Origin of the sequence: Streptomyces sp. NPDC052109 (genome assembly GCF_040680195.1) — a bacterium.
In the GTDB taxonomy this organism is placed as follows: Bacteria; Actinomycetota; Actinomycetes; order Streptomycetales; family Streptomycetaceae; genus Streptomyces.
In genome coordinates, this window is the sequence record NZ_JBFAWF010000001.1 from 1,036,531 (window position 1) to 1,050,304 (window position 13,774).

The 13,774-nt window shown below is 72.5% G+C and carries 14 protein-coding genes; 10 read left to right on the forward strand and 4 right to left on the reverse strand.

The genetic code is table 11. From position 1 onward, the window contains the following. Nucleotides 1–4 precede the first annotated feature (4 nt). Nucleotides 5–1,801 carry an AMP-dependent synthetase/ligase gene (locus AB0L59_RS04715; protein WP_365579147.1) on the reverse strand — a complete coding sequence of 599 codons (1,797 nt, stop codon included), beginning with the start codon at nucleotides 1,799–1,801 and terminating at the stop codon, nucleotides 5–7. A 296-nt stretch (nucleotides 1,802–2,097) separates the two neighbouring features. Between AB0L59_RS04715 and AB0L59_RS04720 the strand changes: the two genes are divergently transcribed. From AB0L59_RS04720 to AB0L59_RS04750, 7 genes are all read left to right on the forward strand, one after another. Continuing rightward, complete coding sequence (locus AB0L59_RS04720; RefSeq protein WP_365579149.1) at nucleotides 2,098–2,895, forward strand: metallophosphoesterase; 798 nt, start codon at nucleotides 2,098–2,100, stop codon at nucleotides 2,893–2,895. A gap of 111 nt (nucleotides 2,896–3,006) precedes the next feature. Further along, nucleotides 3,007–3,459 (forward strand): SRPBCC family protein, encoded by a 453-nt coding sequence (locus tag AB0L59_RS04725; protein WP_365579151.1) that lies wholly within the window; start codon nucleotides 3,007–3,009, stop codon nucleotides 3,457–3,459. An 89-nt stretch (nucleotides 3,460–3,548) separates the two neighbouring features. Further along, nucleotides 3,549–4,724: an ArsA-related P-loop ATPase gene (locus AB0L59_RS04730; RefSeq protein WP_365579153.1), complete on the forward strand. Its 1,176-nt coding sequence runs from the start codon at nucleotides 3,549–3,551 to the stop codon at nucleotides 4,722–4,724. Between the two features lie 56 nt (nucleotides 4,725–4,780). Continuing rightward, nucleotides 4,781–5,272, forward strand: coding sequence for a DUF5304 domain-containing protein (locus tag AB0L59_RS04735; protein ID WP_365579155.1), 492 nt, complete (start codon nucleotides 4,781–4,783; stop codon nucleotides 5,270–5,272). Nucleotides 5,273–5,339: 67 nt separating this feature from the next. Continuing rightward, complete coding sequence (locus AB0L59_RS04740) at nucleotides 5,340–6,293, forward strand: ROK family glucokinase (protein ID WP_365579157.1); 954 nt, start codon at nucleotides 5,340–5,342, stop codon at nucleotides 6,291–6,293. Between the two features lie 173 nt (nucleotides 6,294–6,466). After that, complete coding sequence (locus AB0L59_RS04745; RefSeq protein WP_365579159.1) at nucleotides 6,467–7,219, forward strand: endonuclease/exonuclease/phosphatase family protein; 753 nt, start codon at nucleotides 6,467–6,469, stop codon at nucleotides 7,217–7,219. A gap of 99 nt (nucleotides 7,220–7,318) precedes the next feature. Continuing rightward, the gene (locus AB0L59_RS04750) at nucleotides 7,319–8,692 is read left to right on the forward strand and encodes a serine hydrolase domain-containing protein (protein WP_365579161.1); all 1,374 of its coding nucleotides are present in this window, start codon (nucleotides 7,319–7,321) and stop codon (nucleotides 8,690–8,692) included. Between the two features lie 111 nt (nucleotides 8,693–8,803). Here AB0L59_RS04750 and AB0L59_RS04755 read toward each other — a convergent pair whose 3' ends face one another. From AB0L59_RS04755 to AB0L59_RS04765, 3 genes are all read right to left on the reverse strand, one after another. Next, nucleotides 8,804–9,496: a TetR/AcrR family transcriptional regulator gene (locus tag AB0L59_RS04755; RefSeq protein ID WP_365579163.1), complete on the reverse strand. Its 693-nt coding sequence runs from the start codon at nucleotides 9,494–9,496 to the stop codon at nucleotides 8,804–8,806. A gap of 77 nt (nucleotides 9,497–9,573) precedes the next feature. Beyond that, the gene (locus AB0L59_RS04760; protein ID WP_365579165.1) at nucleotides 9,574–10,137 is read right to left on the reverse strand and encodes a hypothetical protein; all 564 of its coding nucleotides are present in this window, start codon (nucleotides 10,135–10,137) and stop codon (nucleotides 9,574–9,576) included. Continuing rightward, nucleotides 10,130–10,909, reverse strand: a complete 780-nt coding sequence (locus tag AB0L59_RS04765) for an alpha/beta fold hydrolase (protein ID WP_365579167.1) — start codon at nucleotides 10,907–10,909, stop codon at nucleotides 10,130–10,132. The genes AB0L59_RS04760 and AB0L59_RS04765 overlap by 8 nt, the downstream gene beginning before the upstream one ends. Nucleotides 10,910–11,094: 185 nt before the next feature. Here AB0L59_RS04765 and AB0L59_RS04770 point away from each other — a divergent pair, with 185 nt between their 5' ends. The 3 genes from AB0L59_RS04770 to AB0L59_RS04780 are packed head-to-tail and all read left to right on the forward strand — an operon-like array spanning nucleotide 11,095 to nucleotide 13,739. Continuing rightward, nucleotides 11,095–11,823 carry a lysophospholipid acyltransferase family protein gene (locus tag AB0L59_RS04770; protein ID WP_365579525.1) on the forward strand — a complete coding sequence of 243 codons (729 nt, stop codon included), beginning with the start codon at nucleotides 11,095–11,097 and terminating at the stop codon, nucleotides 11,821–11,823. Nucleotides 11,824–11,859: 36 nt separating this feature from the next. Beyond that, a complete protein-coding gene (locus tag AB0L59_RS04775) occupies nucleotides 11,860–13,065 on the forward strand; it encodes a DUF5931 domain-containing protein (RefSeq protein WP_365579169.1) in 1,206 nt (401 codons plus the stop codon). Then, a complete protein-coding gene (locus AB0L59_RS04780) occupies nucleotides 13,062–13,739 on the forward strand; it encodes a response regulator transcription factor (protein WP_365579171.1) in 678 nt (225 codons plus the stop codon). Before AB0L59_RS04775 ends, AB0L59_RS04780 begins: the two co-directional genes overlap by 4 nt. The last annotated feature ends 35 nt before the right edge of the window (nucleotides 13,740–13,774 follow it).

Sequence of the window (13,774 nt, forward strand, 5' to 3'; positions counted from 1 at the left end):
TGTGCTACTTCGCGTAGATCGCCTCGATCTCGTCCGCGTAGTCCTTCGCCACCACGTTCCGCTTGAGCTTCAGCGACGGGGTGAGGTGGCCCGACTCCTCCGTGAACTGGGAGGGCAGAATGCGGAACTTCCGCACCGATTCCGCCTTCGACACCGCGGCGTTGCCGTCGTCGACGGCCGCCTGGATCGCCGCGAGCAGATCCGGGTCGTCCTTCAGCGACGCCGCGGTGGCACCCGCCGGCTTGCCGTGCTCCTCGGCCCAACGGCCCAGGAACTCCTCGTCGATGGTGACCAGCGCGCCCACGAACGGCCGCCCGTCGCCCACCACCATGCACTCCGCCACCAGCGCGTGCGCCCGGATCCGGTCCTCGATCACGGCCGGGGCCACGTTCTTGCCGCCCGCCGTGACGATGATCTCCTTCTTGCGGCCGGTGATCCTGAGGTAGCCGTCCTCGTCCAGCGTGCCGATGTCACCGGTGTGGAACCAGCCGTCGGCCAGCGCCTCCGCGGTCGCGCCCGGGTTGTTCCAGTACTCCTTGAACAGGTGCTCGCCGTGCAGCAGGACCTCGCCGTCGTCCGCTATCCGCACCACGGAGCCCGGCAGCGGCTGGCCCACCGTGCCGATCTTCTGCCGGTCCCACGGGTTGAACGCGGTCGCCGCACAGGACTCGGTGAGGCCGTAGCCCTCCAGGACCGTGAAGCCGATGCCCCGGAAGAAGTGACCGAGCCGCTCGCCCAGCGGGGCGCCGCCGGAGATGGCGTACTCGCCCCGGCCGCCGAGCACCGCACGCAGCTTGCCGTAGACGAGCCTGTCGAAGACCTTGTGCTTGACCTTCAGGCCGAACGACGGGCCGGAGGCGTCGTCCAGCGCCTTGCTGTAGGCGATCGCGGTGTCCGCCGCCTTGTCGAAGATCGCACCCTTGCCGTCCGCCTGCGCCTTGGCGCGCGCGGAGTTGTAGACCTTCTCGAAGACGCGCGGGACGCCGAGGACCAGCGTCGGCCGGAAGGCGGCGAGTTCGTCGGTGAGGTGCTTGATGTCCGGGACGCAGCCCAGCTTGATGGGCGCCATCATCGGGGCGATCTGCACGAGCCGGCCGAAGACGTGCGCGAGCGGCAGGAACAGCAGGACCGAGCACTCGCCGGTCCGGAACAGGGGGCGCAGCCGCTCCACGATGTTGCCGCACTCGGCGAAGAAGTTGCGGTGGGTGAGCACACAGCCCTTGGGGCGACCGGTCGTACCGCTCGTGTACACGATGGTCGCCGGGTCGTCGGCCCTGGCGAGCGAGCTGCGCTCCTCGACCGTCTCGTCCGACACGTCCTGCCCGAGCCGCCCGAGCTCGTCCACGCCGCCGGCCTCGATCTGCCAGACGTGCTTGAGGGCGGGCAGCGACTCGCGCACCGACTCCACGGCCGCCGCGTGGCCCGCCAGTTCCACGATGCAGGCGGTCGCGCCCGAGTCGGACAGGATCCACTGCACCTGCTCCGGCGAGCTGGTCTCGTACACCGGCACGGTGACCGCGCCCGCGCTCCAGATCGCGAAGTCCAGGAGCGTCCACTCGTAGCGGGTGCGGGACATCAGGCCCACCCGGTCGCCCGGCTGGATGCCGGCGGCGATGAGGCCCTTGGCGGCGGTGTGCACCTCGGCCAGGAACTCCCGCGCCGTCACGTCCTGCCAGGCGCCGCCGACCTTGCGGGCGATGACGGCGACGTCGGGATGCTGCGCGGCGTTTCTGCGGACGATGTCGGTCAGATTGCCGTCCGCAGGGACCTCGTACAAAGCCGGAAGGCTGAACTCGCGCAAGACTGCTGCTCCTCATAGGGCGCCGGCGCCACGACACTGTGTGATGCGACGGTGCGGTCCAAGGCTCGGGCTGGTGCTCGGGTCTTCGGTCGTTGAAATCCAGAGCACGACTGGACTGCCCGGACGTTACCCGCCGGTATGGCGTTCCCGACAGGGGGTTCCGGTGAGATGTTCGCTGCGTCACACACGTTGGCGTTCCTTCGCGCACAGTAGTCCACGGCCGAACCGACCGGCGAGTAACCGCAGGCCGGACCGACACTGTTCACGCACACCCCACAGGCCTACGCTTGATCGCCATGGCATCCACACCCCCCGGCAACCGAAGGACGCGCGTCCATGTGGTCAGTGACGTGCACGGCAACGCCAGGGACCTGGCCCGGGCCGGCGAGGGTGCCGACGCCCTGATCTGCCTGGGCGACCTCGTGCTCTTCCTCGACTACGCCGACCACTCGCGCGGCATCTTCCCGGACCTGTTCGGCAGGGAGAACGCCGACCGCATCGTCGAGCTGCGCACCGCCCGCCGGTTCGAGGAGGCCCGGGAGTTCGGCGCCCGGCTCTGGGCCGGCATCGGCGCGGACCGGGGCGCTGCCATCGAGAAGGCGGTGCGCAAGCAGTACGCCGAGCTGTTCGCCGCGCTCCCCACGCCGACGTACGCCACGTACGGCAACGTCGACATGCCGTCCCTGTGGCCGGAGTACGCCCGCCCCGGCACCACCGTGCTCGACGGCCAGCGGGTGGAGATCGGCGGCTGGACCTTCGGCTTCGTCGGCGGCGGCCTGCGGACGCCGATGCGGACGCCGTACGAGATCAGCGACGAGGAGTACGCGGCCAGGATCGAGGCGGTCGGCGAGGTCGACGTGCTGTGCACCCACATCCCGCCGGAGGTCCCCGAGCTGGTCTACGACACCGTCGCCCGCCGCTTCGAACGCGGCAGCCGCGCCCTGCTGGACGCCATCCGCCGTACGAAACCCCGCTATTCCCTCTTCGGACACGTGCACCAGCCGCTGGCGCGGCGGATGCGGATCGGGGCCACGGAATGCGTGAACGTGGGCCACTTCGCGGGCACGGGCCGGCCCTGGGCGCTCGAATGGTGACCAGGGGGACATGGGGTGAAGGCGGCAGGTCGGTGGCGCGGTAGCCTTCACGCTGCACACACGTGCGCACGACGACCTCTGTACCGGCCCGCATCTGGAGGAGCCACGGCGATGGCGGAACACACCAGCTCGAGCATCACGATCGAGGCGGCACCGGCCGACGTCATGGGGGTGATCGCCGACTTCGCCCGCTACCCGGACTGGACGGGCGAGGTGAAGGAGGCGGAGGTCCTCAAGACCGACGACCAGGGCCGCGCCGAGCAGGTCCGGCTCGTCATGGACGCGGGGGCGATCAAGGACGACCAGACGCTGGCCTACACCTGGACCGGCGACAACGAGGTCTCCTGGACCCTGGTCAAGTCCCAGATGCTGCGCTCGCTGGACGGCTCGTACGTCCTCAGGCCCACCGGCCCCGGCGGCACGGAGGTCACCTACCTCCTGACCGTCGACGTCAAGATCCCCATGCTCGGCATGATCAAGCGCAAGGCGGAGAAGGTCATCATCGACCGGGCCCTGGCGGGTCTGAAGAAGAGGGTGGAGCAAGGGAGCCCGTCCGGCGCTTGAGAGGCCGCCGGGCCGAAGTGGGGGTCTGCGGCGCAGCTCCCGGCAACGCGCGCCGAGCCGCGGGCCAGGCACCGGTACCGTTCAGCCTCATGCGCACCATCCTGATCACGGGCCCGGGCGGCAGCGGTCGTACGACCATCGCTGCCGCCACCGCACGGCGCGCCGCGGGGGAAGGCACCCGTACCCTCCTCCTGAGCGCCGACCGCACCGACACCCTCGGCGCCGCACTGGGCTCCGCGACAGGACCGGCCCCCGCCGAGGCCGCCCCGAACCTCACCACCTGGCGTCCCGACGCCGTCGAACGCTTCCGTGCGGACCTCACCGCCTTCCAGACCCGCGCCGCGAACGTCCTCGACCTGCTCGGCGCCGCCCGCCTGGACGCCGAGGAGGTCACCCCGCTGCCCGGCGCCGAGGAGCTGTCCTTCCTGCGCGCGCTCCGGGACGCCGCCCTGTCCGAGCGCTACGACCTCCTCGTCGCCGACCTCCCGCCGCTGCCGCAGGCCCTCGCCCTGCTCGCCCTCCCCGAGGAGCTGCGCCGCTATCTGCGCCGCCTGCTCCCGGCCGAACGGCAGGCGGCCCGCGCCCTGCGCCCGGTCCTCGGCCGGCTGGCCGGCGTACCCATGCCCGCCGACTGGCTGTACGAGACCGCGGCCCGCTGGGACGTCGAACTCGCCGCCGTCGAGGCCGTCCTCACCGACCGGAACACCGCCGTGCGCCTGGTCGCCGAACCCGGCCCGGCCGGCGCCGACGCCGTCCACACCGCCCGCCTCGGCCTCGCCCTGCGCGGCCTGCGCATCGAGGCCCTGATCGCCAACCGCGCCCTCCCCGGGACCACCGGCGACAGCTGGCTCTCCTCCCTCCTCGCCCAGCAGCACAAGACGCTCGCCGAGTGGCAGGACCAGCCGTACGGCGTCCACACCGTCCCCCACCTGGGCCGCGACCCGCGCGGCGGCGACGACCTCACCGCCCTCGACGTAGCCGCCGTCAACCGGGCGCCCGTCCCGGTCGAGTGGCCGGTTACCGACCGGCTCGCCGAGGACGGCATGCTGGTCTGGCACATCCCGCTGCCCGGTGCCATACGCGACGAGCTGGACCTGGTCCGGCGCGGCGACGAACTCGTCCTCACCGCGGGTCCCTTCCGACGGATCGTCCCCCTCCCCTCCGCCCTGCGCCGCTGCACCGTCGCCGGCGCCGCCCTGCGCGACGGCGAGCTGCGCATCCGCTTCACCCCGGACCCGGACCTGTGGCCCACGGGCGGACGGTGAACCGGTACGTCCGTTCGGGTAACGTCGTAAAGGCGAACCGTAGTCAGGAGTCCGCCATGAGCGAAGAGCGTCCCGCATCCGACTCGTCCGAGGAGCAGGGCCGGGCGACCGACGCCGACGCCTGGGCCACGGCCTGCGCCGAGGACCTGGCCGCCGAGAAGGCCCGCCGCCGCGCCGAGCACGGCCCGCAGCCGGGCTCGGCCGCGGAGGAACTGAAGAAACTCGTGGACACCGTGGCCGACAAGCTGTCCGGCCTCCCGTCACCGCTCCTCGGCAGCCTCGCCGGACCGGCCGCCCAGCAGGTGGTGCGCCAGGTCGTCCAGCAGGCGAAGGCCGCCGTCGAGCCCGTCATGGACCGCAACCCGGACGTCTTCGACCACCTGGCCGCGGCCGGCAGCGAGCTGCTCGCCGCCTACCGCTCCGCCGTCCAGGCCCAGGAGCGCCGCTGGACCGCACGCACGGCCGACGACCTGACCCGCGAGGATCCGGACGGCCGGCGTGACCGGGGCGAGGGCACCGGTCCAGGGGAGCGCATCGACCTGGACTGAAGCCCTCCCGCGGCAGGGCCTCGGGTACGGTTGGCCGTAGCGGGGCTCGACCGAAACTGAGGGATTCATGGGACTCACCATCGGCGTCGACATCGGCGGCACCAAGATCGCGGCCGGCGTGGTCGACGAGGAAGGCAACATCCTCTCGACCTTCAAGGTGCCGACCCCCACCACGCCCGAGGCCATCGTGGACGCCATCGCCTCGGCCGTGGAGGGTGCGCGCGCCGGGCACGAGATCGTCGGCGTGGGAATCGGTGCGGCCGGTTACGTCAACCGGCAGCGCTCCACCGTCTACTTCGCGCCGAACATCGACTGGCGCCAGGAGCCGCTGAAGGAGCAGGTCGAGGCCCGTGTGGGCCTCCCGGTCGTGGTCGAGAACGACGCCAACGCCGCAGCCTGGGGCGAGTACAGGTTCGGCGCCGGCAAGGGCCATCGCAACGTCATCTGCATCACGCTCGGCACCGGTCTCGGCGGCGGCATCATCATCGGCAACAAGCTGCGCCGCGGCCACTTCGGCGTGGCCGCCGAGTTCGGCCACATCCGGATGGTCCCGGACGGCCTGCTGTGCGGCTGCGGCTCGCAGGGCTGCTGGGAGCAGTACGCCTCCGGCCGCGCGCTGGTCCGCTACGCCAAGCAGCGCGCCAACGCCACCCCCGAGAACGCCGAGATCCTGCTCGGCCTCGGTGACGGCACCCCCGACGGCATCGAGGGCAAGCACATCTCCATGGCCGCCCGCCAGGGCGACCCGGTGGCCGTCGACTCCTACCGCGAGCTGGCCCGCTGGGCCGGTGCCGGCCTGGCCGACCTGGCCTCCCTCTTCGACCCGTCCGCCTTCATCGTGGGCGGCGGCCTCTCCGACGAGGGCGAGCTGGTCCTGGACCCGATCCGCAAGTCCTACAAGCGCTGGCTGGTCGGCGGCAACTGGCGTCCGGTGGCCGACGTGATCGCCGCCCAGCTCGGCAACAAGGCCGGCCTGGTGGGCGCGGCCGACCTGGCCCGGGAACCCGACCCGATCATGTGACGCTCGCTTTTCGGCGTACGGCCACTGTGCCGACCTCAGGGGCGCGGGACTGTGTTCGATGTGCGGCTGCCGCCGCGTGGCGCGACAGCCACGACGGCGCGGCAGTCGCACACGAATCCCCGCGCCCCGAGGCACAGGGCGCCCACATCCGGGGCGCGCCGTAGATTGACGGCATGGCAACCCCACTGCTCCCCAACTCCCGCACGGAACCCGACGGTTCGCCCACCCTCCGCGTCCTGAGCTACAACATCCGCTCGATGCGCGACGACACCGGCGCCCTGGCCAGGATCATCACCGCCTGCGACCCCGACCTGGTCCTGGTCCAGGAAGCCCCCCGTTTCTTCCGCTGGCGCAAGAAGCTCGCCCGCCTCGCCGCGGCCTGTGGCCAGGTCGTCCTCACCGGCGGAGCCACCGCGGCCGGCCCCGCGATCCTCTGCTCACTCCGGGTCACCGTCGAACGCACGCAGGACGTCCTCCTCCCGCTCACCCCGGGACTGCACCGGCGCGGCTTCGCCACCGCGGTGGTCCGTGTCGGCGGGGCCAGGCTGGGGGTGCTCAGCTGCCATCTGAGCCTGGAGAAGGAGGAGCGCCGCGAGCAGGCCGGCCTGCTCCTCGACCGTCTCGCCCGCCTGGGCGTGGACCACGCGATCGCCGGCGGCGACCTGAACGAAGGCCCCGGCGGACCTGCCTTCCGCCTGCTGTCCGCGAGCCTCCAGGACTGCCGGGCCGTGGCCCCCTGGGGCGGCGAGGACACCTGGCCGCACAGCGAGCCACCGCAGCGCATCGACGCCGTCTTCGCGACGAAGGGCGTCGAGGTGCTCGGCTGCGGGGTGCCGCTGGACCAACCGGGCGTCACCCGGGCCGACCTGACCGCGGCCACGGACCACCTCCCGGTCCTCGCGGCCGTGCGCGTACCGGTGGTGTGAGCTCCGCTTGAACTAAGTACAGGAAAGCTCTTGTGCGGCCTCCCGGCCCCGCCTACAGTCCTTCCTGTACTTAGTTCAAGTGCCAGGAGGGGGAGCCGGATGTCCGGTGAGCAGCAGTCGCTGGCCGCGTTCGTGGAGACGGCGGCGAAGGAGTACGGGGTGCCGGGGGCCGCCGTCGCCGTACTGACGGGCGGCGGTGAGGAGGTCCACGTCGGCCACGGCGTGACGAACGTGGAGCACCCCCGGCCGGTCGACGAGCACACGCTCTTCCACCTGGCCTCGGTCAGCAAGAGCTTCACGGCGACCGCGCTGATGCGGCTCGTCGAGCACGGCAAGCTCGACCTCGACGCGCCGGTCCGCCGGTACGTCCCCGAGCTGCGCCTCGCCGACGAGGACGCCGCCGCCCGGATCACCGTGCTGAACCTGCTCAACCACACGGCGGGCCTGGACTGGAACCTGATCGACGGCGACGAGGGCGACGGCTCGCTCGCCGCGTTCGTCGGGCAGCTTCAGCGGCTGCCGCTGATCGCTGCGCCCGGTGCCCGCGCCTCCTACAGCCAGGCCGGGTACAACGTGCTCGGCCGGGTGGTGGAGAACGTCACCGGGCTGCCGTTCGAGAAGGCGCTGGCCGAACTGGTCCTTGAGCCGCTGGGTCTGTCCGACACGGTCTTCGACCTGGACGACGTCGTGGTCCGCAGCTTCGCCGTCGGCCACAACCGGGCCGAGGACGGCACCCTTCGGCTCGCCCGCCCCTGGAAGTCCCGGCGGGCCGGACTGCGCGGCAACAACCCCGGCGGCGGCATCGTCTCCTCGGCGAGCGACCTGCTGCGCTGGGCGCGGTTCCAGCTCGGGGACGGAGAGGGACTGCTGACCGCCGGCACGCTGCGCCGCATGAAGGAGCCGACCGTCGCGCTGAGGGGCAGCACGCTCGGCGACGCCTTCGGCATCTGCTGGTTCCTGCGGGACGTGGCCGGCGTGCGGACGGTCGGGCACGGCGGCTCGGGCAACGGGCAGTTCGCCGAGCTGCTCCTGGTGCCGGAGCGGGACTTCGCCGTCGTCTCGCTGGCCAACGCCGCCCCGGACGGCTACCAGTTCAACCAGGCCGTGCTGAAGCGGGCGCTGCACCTGTTCCTCGGTGCGGTCGAGCGGGAACCGCAGCCGCTGCGGTACGACGGGGAGCGGGCGCGGGAGGTCGCCGGGCGGTACGAGATCGACGCGATGAACCTCGACATCGCGGACGACGGCGGCCGGCTCACCCTCGCGGTCGGCATCAAACCGGAGATCCGCGCGGCGTCGGATGCGGAGATGCCGCCGGACTGTCCGGCGGCGCAGATCGGTTTCCTGCCGGGCGAGGCCGACGAGTACATCGTCACCGAAGGGGGCTTGAAGGGGCAGAAGGGCTTCTTCTCCCGCGGGGATGCGGGCGAGGTGACCGGTGTCGATCTGGCGGGGCGCCTGTTCACCCGGGTCTGATGCGCCGGGGACGGCTGCGGGCTCCTCGCGGCAGCTCGCGCGTTCCCCGCGCCCGTTCGGGAGCGCTGGGGGTACCCCGGGCGGCTCTCGGTGAGCGGCGCCCACGGTCGTTCAGGCGGGACCGGGTACCGTGCCCGCAGCGCCCGGCCGCAGCCCGTCGAGCAGCGCCCGCAACCCCGCCGCATAGGTACCGTCGGGCGCGTCGGCGTACCCCGTGGCCGCTGTCGTCCCCAACCGCGCCCGCAGCCGCGGGAACGGCTGTGCCACGCCCGCCGCCTCGGCCAGCGTCTCCTGGAACCGCCGCTCGGCGTCCGCGCCGTCCCGCCGCAACCTGCGCGTCAGGGAGGCGACGGCGGAGGCGCCGAGCGCGTTGCCCAGGACGTACGTGACCACCGCACCGGCCGCCCGGTCCGCCTCCGCCGGCGAGAACCCGGCGCTCTCGAAGACCCCGAGGAGACGGTCGTCGTAGCGGGCCTTCCCCGTGCCGTACAGGAGATGGGAGCCGATCGCCTGCACCAGCCACGGATGCCGGAGCAGCGTCTCGTGCAGCCGGTCGGCCAGCGCCGTGACGGCCGCCCGCCAGTCGTCCCCCTCGCGCTCCGGCAGCTCGACCTCGTGCCAGACCCGGTCGGCGGCGAGCAGCACGAGGTCGTCCTTGTTCCTGACGTGCCAGTAGACGGCGGTCGCCGCGGCGCCCAGCCGCTTGCCCAGGCTGCGCATGTTCAGGCCTTCGAGGCCCTCGTCGTCCAGCAGCTCCACGGCGGTCCGGACGATCTGTTCCGGGGTGAGGGTGTCGCGCGGCATGGGCTCACGATAGGGGAGCCACCCGGTACTTGTACAAAGTTCAGGAAGAGCGGCCCGGGCGGGGAGGCAGCGGGTTCTCAGACCACCGCGCCGCGCCCCGGGTCGTCGTCCTCCTCGTCGTCCGTGCGCATCCGGATCACGAGCGCGGCGAAACCGCCGAGGAAGCCGCCGATGCCGAGGGTCGTCAGCCACCAGGTCATGTCCCAGCCGAGCACCACGGCCAGCAGAAGCAGGATCGGCCCGCCCACGACGCCCAGCCAGGCGAACTTCGCGGTGGTGTCGGCGGTCGGCAGCGGCGGCGGCTCCGGCGGGACGAAGTGGCCCTCGTCGTCCTCGTCGAAGTCGTCCTCGGCGGGCTCGGGCGAGCTGTAGTCGCGCGGGCCGACACCGGGCGCGAAGGAGACCGAGCTGCCCAGCGGCCGGACCGGCGCCTTGTCGGTGCCGTTCTCGCTCTCCGTCTCCGGCTCCGGCAGCGCCAGGTCCTCCACCGGCTTGAAGGGCTTGGCGCCCGGCGGGTCCGGCGGCTCCGCGCCGTACCCCGCGACGATCGCCCGCCAGGCGGCGTCCTCGTCGAAGGGCGGGCTCTGCTCGTCGGGCTCGCGGTCCCCGCGGTCCTCGCGGTCGGACTCGTGCTCAGCCACCTGTGGCCGTCCCTTCCTTGCCGAGACTGGGTGCGAGCCGGCCCATGAAGGCGAGGCTCTCCTCGAAGATCCGGTCCGCATCCTCGTCCAACGTCGCCACGTGGTAGCTCTGTTCCAGCACGATCTCCGTCACGTCCGTGGACGACACCCGGCTCAGCACCCGCGCCGAGTCGGCCGCCGGGACGACGTGGTCCTGGGCGCTGCGCAGCAGCAGCAGTGGCTGGGTGACCTGGGGCAGCTCGCCGTCCAGCCGGCGCAGGAACACCCGCAGCGAGTGCGCCGCGTGCAGCGGCACCCGGTCGTAGCCCAGCTCGGCCGCGCCCTCCTTGGCGATGTCGCTGGCGATGCCCTTCGTCGTCCGCACGAGATGCCGCGCCACCGGAAGGGCGTACGCCGACAGGCCGTGCACCTTGTTCGCCGGGTTGACGACCACCGCGCCCGACACCCGCTCACCGTGCCGCGCGGCGAGGCGGAGGGCCAGCGCGCCGCCCATGGACAGGCCCGCGACGAAGACGTGGGAGCAGCGCTCGGAGAGGACCCGCAGCTCGCGGTCCACCTGGGCGTACCAGTCCTGCCAGCCGGTCACCTGCATGTCCTCCCAGCGGGTGCCGTGGCCGGGCAGCAGCGGCAGCGACACGGTCAGGCCGTGCGCCGCGTGGTGCTCCGCCCAGGGGCGCAGCGACTGGGGCGAGCCGGTGAAGCCGTGGCAGAGGAGAACCCCCACCTCCCCGCCCTCGTGGCGGTACGGCTCGGCTCCGGGGAGGACCGGCACCTTCGACGCTCCTGTTCCTGAAGGGCCCCCGCCGTCGGCCGGCAGAGGCGTGAGGGAAACGTGCGGATGTGCTTCACCGTACGCGACCGCACTGACACCGACCAGGGTCGTCGGGGCCATTGACGGTCCTCCGGGTTAAGGTCTGTTCGACGGAAACGGGAGGCACGCGGGTGTTGTACGGCACGATGAAGGTCGCCATCGGGGGGCCGCTGAAGGTCGCGTTCAGGCCCTGGGTGGAAGGCCTGGAGAACATACCGGCCGAGGGCGCCGCCATCCTGGCGAGCAATCACCTGTCCTTCTCGGACTCGTTCTTCCTGCCCGCGGTCCTGGACCGCAAGGTCACCTTCATCGCGAAGGCCGAGTACTTCACCACACCCGGGGTGAAGGGCCGGCTCACCGCGGCCTTCTTCAAGGGCGTCGGACAGCTGCCGGTGGACCGCTCCGGGGCGCGGGGCGCCGGCGAGGCCGCGATCAAGAGCGGCATAGAGGTGCTGGAGCGCGGCGAGCTGTTCGGTATCTACCCCGAGGGCACCCGCTCGCCGGACGGCCGGCTCTACCGGGGCAAGCCCGGCGGCCTCGCGCGCGTGGCGCTCGCCACCGGCGCGCCGGTCATCCCGGTGGCGATGATCGACACCGAGAAGATCCAGCCGCCCGGCAAGGTGATGCCGAAGCTGATGCGGCCCGGCATCCGCATCGGCAAGCCGCTCGACTTCAGCCGCTACCACGGCATGGAGCACGACCGCTTCGTCCTGCGCGCCCTGACCGACGAGGTCATGTACGAGATCATGAAGCTCTCCGGCCAGGAGTACGTCGACATGTACGCGACGGCGGCCAAGCGGCAGATCGCGGAGGCCGCGAAGGCGGCCAAGGAGGCGGAGAAGGCCAGGGAAGCGGAGAAGAGGACAGAGTCCTAGGGAGGCCCCACGGAGGGGGCCGGGGGACGGGGGGACATGCCGAAGCGTGAGCGCGTGATGCGTATGTCGGTCGAGCTGCCGCTGTGGCGCGCGCTGGCCGGCTACCGCGTCCTGACCATGCTGTACGCCATCGGCCTGGGCGCCACCAGGTACGGCCTCTTCGTGCGCCCCTGGGTCGCCGTCTGCTACTTCGCCGTCCTGTTCGTCTGGACGCTCGCCACCCTGCCGAGGGTGCGCAACGCGGCGAGCTGCACCAAGCGCTTCCTGGCCGCCGACCTGGCCATCGCCCTCACCGGCGTCCTGATCACCCCGCTCGCCGACAGCCACCAGCGGATCGCGGGCGGCCCCACGCTGCCGTCGATATGGACCGCCGGTGCGGTGCTGGCCTTCGCGATCAAGGGCGGCTGGCGCTGGGCGGCCGCCGCCTCCACGCCGGTCGCGCTGGCCAACCTGGTCGAACGCGGCCATCCCGCCCGGGACACCGTGCACAGCCTGATCCTGGTCTGGGTGGCCTCCATCGCCATCGGCTACGTCGTGGAGGTGGCTCGCGCCTCCGAGCGCACCCTCGCCCGCGCCCTGGAGATCGAAGCCGCGACCCGGGAGCGGGAGCGGCTGGCCCGGGACATCCACGACGGGGTGCTCCAGGTGCTGGCGATGGTGCAGCGGCGCGGCGCGGTCATCGGCGGCGAGGCGGCGGAGCTGGGGCGGCTCGCCGGGGAGCAGGAAGTGGCGCTGCGCACGCTGGTGTCGGGCGGTCTGCTGCCGGTCTCCCGGGTGTCGGAGGACGCCGCGGCCGGGGCCGTCGTACGCGCCGTCGTGGAGCCCGACGACGACGGGCCGGTCGATCTGCGCTCGCTGCTCGCCCCCTGTGCGGGCGCCCGGGTGAGCCTGGCCGAGCCCGGTGCGCCGGTCCCGCTGCCCCGGCCGGCCGCCCGGGAGCTGGCCGCCGCGGTCGGCGCCGCCCTGGACAACGTGCGCAGGCACGCGGGTGAGCGGGCCCGGGCCTGGATCCTGGTCGAGGACGAGCCGGACGAGGTCGTCGTGACCGTCCGCGACGACGGCCCCGGCATCCCCGAGGGCCGGCTCGCGCAGGCCGAGGGCGAGGGCCGGCTCGGTGTGGCCCAGTCGATCCGGGGCCGGCTGCGCGACCTGGGCGGCAGCGCCGAGCTGATCTCCGTCCCCGGGCAGGGCACGGAAGTGGAACTGAAGGTACCGAAGAACGTGAAGGCGGGGCGTCGATGAGCGAACAGCAGGACCCGATCAAGGTCATGGTGGTGGACGACCACCCCATGTGGCGCGACGCCGTCGCCCGCGACCTGACCGAGTCCGGCTTCGAGGTGGTCGCCACCGCCGGCGACGGCGAGCAGGCGGTCCGCCGCGCCAGGGCCGCCACCCCCGACGTCCTCGTGCTGGACCTCAACCTGCCCGCCAAGCCCGGCGTCCAGGTGTGCAAGGAACTGGTCGGCCACAACCCGGCGTTGCGCGTCCTCGTCCTGTCGGCGAGCGGTGAGCACGCCGACGTCCTGGAGGCGGTGAAGTCCGGGGCGACCGGCTATCTGCTCAAGTCGGCCTCCACCGAGGAGCTTCTGGACGCCGTGCGCCGTACGGCCGTCGGTGACCCGGTGTTCACGCCGGGCCTGGCCGGGCTGGTCCTCGGCGAGTACCGCCGCCTGGCCTCCGAACCGGCCCCCGCCTCCGGTGCCGACGAGCCGGGCGCGCCCCGGCTGACGGACCGGGAGACGGAGGTGCTGCGGCTGGTCGCCAAGGGCCTGAGCTACAAGCAGATCGCCGAACGCCTCGTCATCTCCCACCGCACGGTGCAGAACCATGTGCAGAACACCCTCGGCAAGCTCCAGCTGCACAACAGGGTGGAGTTGGTGCGGTACGCCATAGAGCGCGGTCTCGACGACGAGTAGCGCGGCGCGCCGGCCGACGAGCGGGGCGGTCGGCC

Bases quoted from the DNA above. Each gene is read 5' to 3' on its own strand.
- AB0L59_RS04720 (WP_365579149.1), top strand. From the start codon at position 2,098: ATGGCATCCACACCCCCCGGCAACCGAAGGACGCGCGTCCATGTGGTC.
- AB0L59_RS04725 (WP_365579151.1), top strand. From the start codon at position 3,007: ATGGCGGAACACACCAGCTCGAGCATCACGATCGAGGCGGCACCGGCC.
- AB0L59_RS04730 (WP_365579153.1), top strand. From the start codon at position 3,549: ATGCGCACCATCCTGATCACGGGCCCGGGCGGCAGCGGTCGTACGACC.
- AB0L59_RS04735 (WP_365579155.1), top strand. From the start codon at position 4,781: ATGAGCGAAGAGCGTCCCGCATCCGACTCGTCCGAGGAGCAGGGCCGG.
- AB0L59_RS04740 (WP_365579157.1), top strand. From the start codon at position 5,340: ATGGGACTCACCATCGGCGTCGACATCGGCGGCACCAAGATCGCGGCC.
- AB0L59_RS04745 (WP_365579159.1), top strand. From the start codon at position 6,467: ATGGCAACCCCACTGCTCCCCAACTCCCGCACGGAACCCGACGGTTCG.
- AB0L59_RS04750 (WP_365579161.1), top strand. From the start codon at position 7,319: ATGTCCGGTGAGCAGCAGTCGCTGGCCGCGTTCGTGGAGACGGCGGCG.
- AB0L59_RS04755 (WP_365579163.1), bottom strand. From the start codon at position 9,496: ATGCCGCGCGACACCCTCACCCCGGAACAGATCGTCCGGACCGCCGTG.
- AB0L59_RS04770 (WP_365579525.1), top strand. From the start codon at position 11,095: ATGAAGGTCGCCATCGGGGGGCCGCTGAAGGTCGCGTTCAGGCCCTGG.
- AB0L59_RS04775 (WP_365579169.1), top strand. From the start codon at position 11,860: ATGCCGAAGCGTGAGCGCGTGATGCGTATGTCGGTCGAGCTGCCGCTG.
- AB0L59_RS04780 (WP_365579171.1), top strand. From the start codon at position 13,062: ATGAGCGAACAGCAGGACCCGATCAAGGTCATGGTGGTGGACGACCAC.